Origin of the sequence: Streptomyces sp. CAI-85 (assembly GCF_013363615.1) — a bacterium.
GTDB lineage: Bacteria > Actinomycetota > Actinomycetes > Streptomycetales > Streptomycetaceae > Streptomyces > Streptomyces antibioticus_B.
Genome location: NZ_JAANNX010000148.1, coordinates 1 through 3,144, shown reverse-complemented (window position 1 = coordinate 3,144; position 3,144 = coordinate 1). Strand labels below are relative to the sequence as shown.

General features: G+C 70.5%; 2 protein-coding genes. Both read right to left on the bottom strand.

Annotated features, from left to right (window positions below; genetic code table 11):
• A partial coding sequence (locus G6W55_RS37185; RefSeq protein ID WP_175525010.1) for an amino acid permease occupies positions 1-1,052 on the bottom strand: 1,052 nt, incomplete at its 3' end.
• A 149-nt stretch (positions 1,053-1,201) separates the two neighbouring features.
• Positions 1,202-3,127 (bottom strand): 1-deoxy-D-xylulose-5-phosphate synthase, encoded by a 1,926-nt coding sequence (dxs, locus tag G6W55_RS37180; RefSeq protein WP_175525009.1) that lies wholly within the window; start codon positions 3,125-3,127, stop codon positions 1,202-1,204.
• Between the last annotated feature and the right edge of the window lie 17 nt (positions 3,128-3,144).

Genomic DNA, 3,144 nt, shown 5'->3' with positions numbered 1-3,144 from the left:
CCGAGCAGCAGGATCATGCAGACCGTGGTGAGACCGACCGCCGCGCCGAAGCTGATGAAGCCGGCGAACCACGGATGCCCGGTGGCCTTGAAGGCGTCGGCGAGCGGCGCGGTGATCGACAGCTCGGTGTAGTGCTGCATGCCGGTGACCACGATCGACACGGCGACGTAGAGGGTGGTGCAGATCAGCAGCGAGCCGAGGATGCCGCGCGGCATGTCGCGCTGCGGGTTCCTGGTCTCCTCGGCCGCCGTGGCGACGACGTCGAAGCCGATGAAGGCGAAGAACACGACGGAGGCGGCGGTGAAGATGCCCATCACGCCGAAGTTGGAGGGCGCCCAGCCGAACATGAGCTGGATGAGCGGGGCCTGGAGGTTCCCGCCCGCCTCCACGGTCTGCGCCTTCGGCACGAACGGGTCGTAGTTCGAGCCCTCGATGAAGAAGGCGCCCGCGATGATCACGGTCAGGACGACGACGAGCTTGATCGCGACGACCAGGGCGGTGACCCGCGCGGAGAGCTTGGTGCCGATGACGAGGATCGCGGTCAGCACCAGGACGAGCACCGCGGCGAGGATGTCGAAGCCGAAGCCGTCGGCCCCGTCCCTGCTGCCGAGCGCGTCCGGCAGATGCCAGCCAGCGTTGTCCATCAGCGAGGCGACGTAGCCGGACCAGCCGACGGCCACCACCGCCGTACCGAGGGCGAACTCCAGGACCAGGTCCCAGCCGATGATCCAGGCGGGCAGTTCCCCGAGCGAGGCGTAGGAGAAGGTGTACGCCGATCCGGCGACCGGCACGGTCGAGGCGAACTCGGCGTAGCAGAGCGCGGCGAGCGCGCAGACGACACCGGCGACGACGAACGCCAGGGCGACGGCGGGCCCCGCGTTGTTCTTGGCCACCGTGCCGGTCAGGACGAAGATGCCGGTGCCGATGATGACACCGACGCCGAAGACCGTGAGGTCCAGGGCGGACAGGGATTTCTTGAGCGCGTGCTCGGGCTCCTCGGTGTCGAGGATGGACTGCTCGACGTTCTTCGTCCGGAAGAGGGTGCTGCTCATGTGCGCGTACCTCCCACGCTGCGTCGTCCCAGACATGATCGAGAGGGCGTACTTGCGTATGCCCCGGCCCGGACGCGTTAACGCGAATGGGCCGGTTCGACCACCCTTCGCAGTGGTCGAACCGGCCCATCCGGTCGTGTCGGGTGGCGTCAGTCGCGCGCGGGCTGCACCGACTCCACACCGGCGGCACCGTCGAAGCGCCCGTCGAGCCGCGCGACCAGGCCGGTGACCTGGCGGGCGATGTCGGGGGCGGTCAGGCCGATCTCGGCCATGACCTCGGCGCGGGAGGCGTGGTCGAGGAAGCGCGGCGGGATGCCGAAGTCGCGCAGCGGGACGTCGACGCCCGCGTCCCGCAGGGTCTGCGCGATCGCGGAGCCGACACCGCCGACGCGGCTGTTGTCCTCGACGGTGACGACGACCCGGTGCCGTTCGGCGAGCGGGGCCATGGCCTCGTCGACGGGTTTGACCCAGCGCGGGTCGACGACGGTGGTGGTGATGCCCTGCCGCTCCAGCAGGCCCGCGATCTCCAGGCACATCGGCGCCAGGGCGCCCACGGAGACCAGCAGCACGTCCGGCGTGCCGGTGCCGGGCTCGCGCAGCACGTCCATGCCGCCGACGCGTCCCACGGCGGGCACGGCGGGGCCTACGGCGCCCTTGGAGAACCGTACGACGGTCGGCGCGTCGTCCACGGCGACGGCCTCGCGGAGCTGGGCGCGGACCTGGTCGGCGTCGCGCGGGGCGGCGAGCCTGAGGCCGGGGACGACCTGGAGGATCGACATGTCCCACATGCCGTTGTGCGAGGCGCCGTCGGTGCCGGTGACACCGGCCCGGTCCAGCACGAAGGTGACCCCGCACTTGTGCAGGGCGACGTCCATGAGGACCTGGTCGAAGGCGCGGTTGAGGAAGGTGGCGTACACCGCGAAGACGGGGTGCACGCCCGCGTGGGCGAGGCCGGCCGCGGAGACGGCGCCGTGCTGCTCGGCGATGCCGACGTCGTAGACCCGGTCGGGGAACGCCTTGGCGAAGCGGTCCAGGCCGACGGGCTGGAGCATGGCGGCGGTGATCGCAACGATGTCGCGGCGCTCCTCGCCGAGCTTGACCATCTCCTCGCCGAAGACGGACGTCCAGTCGGCGCCGGAGGTGGCGATCGGCAGTCCGGTGTCGGGGTGGATCTTGCCGACGGCGTGGAAGCGGTCGGCCTCGTCCTGGAGGGCGGGCTGGTAGCCGCGGCCCTTCTCGGTGAGGCAGTGCACGATCACGGGGCCGCCGAAGCGCTTGGCGCGGGCCAGCGCGGACTCCAGGGCCTCGATGTCGTGGCCGTCGATCGGGCCGACGTACTTCAGGCCGAGGTCCTCGAACATGCCCTGCGGGGCGATGAAGTCCTTGAGGCCCTTCTTGGCGCCGTGCAGGGTGTCGAAGAGCGGCTTGCCGACGACCGGGGTGCGCTCCAGGACCTCCTTGGTGCGGGCCAGGAACCGCTCGTAGCCGTCGCTGGTGCGCAGGGTCGCGAGGTGGTTGGCGAGGCCGCCGATGGTCGGCGCGTAGGAGCGCTCGTTGTCGTTGACGACGATGACCAGCGGGCGGTCCTTGGCGTCGGCGATGTTGTTGAGCGCCTCCCAGGCCATGCCGCCGGTGAGCGCGCCGTCACCGATGACGGCGACGACATGGGCGTCGCGGTCGAGGATCTCGTTGGCCTTGGCGATGCCGTCGGCCCAGCCGAGCACCGTGGAGGCGTGGCTGTTCTCGATGACGTCGTGCTCGGACTCGGCCTGCGAGGGGTAGCCGGACAGGCCGCCCTTCATCTTCAGCCGGGAGAAGTCCTGGCGGCCGGTGAGCAGCTTGTGGACGTAGGACTGGTGGCCCGTGTCCCACAGCACCTTGTCCTTCGGCGACTCGAAGACGCGGTGCAGGGCGATGGTGAGCTCGACCACGCCGAGGTTGGGGCCGAGGTGGCCGCCGGTCTTGGACACGGCGTCGACGAGGAAGGTCCGGATCTCCTCTGCCAGCAGGTCCAGCTCCTCCAGGCTGAGCCGGTCCAGATCGCGCGGTCCCCTGATGCGGGTCAGCAGCGGCACCCGTGCCTCCTTGCAGT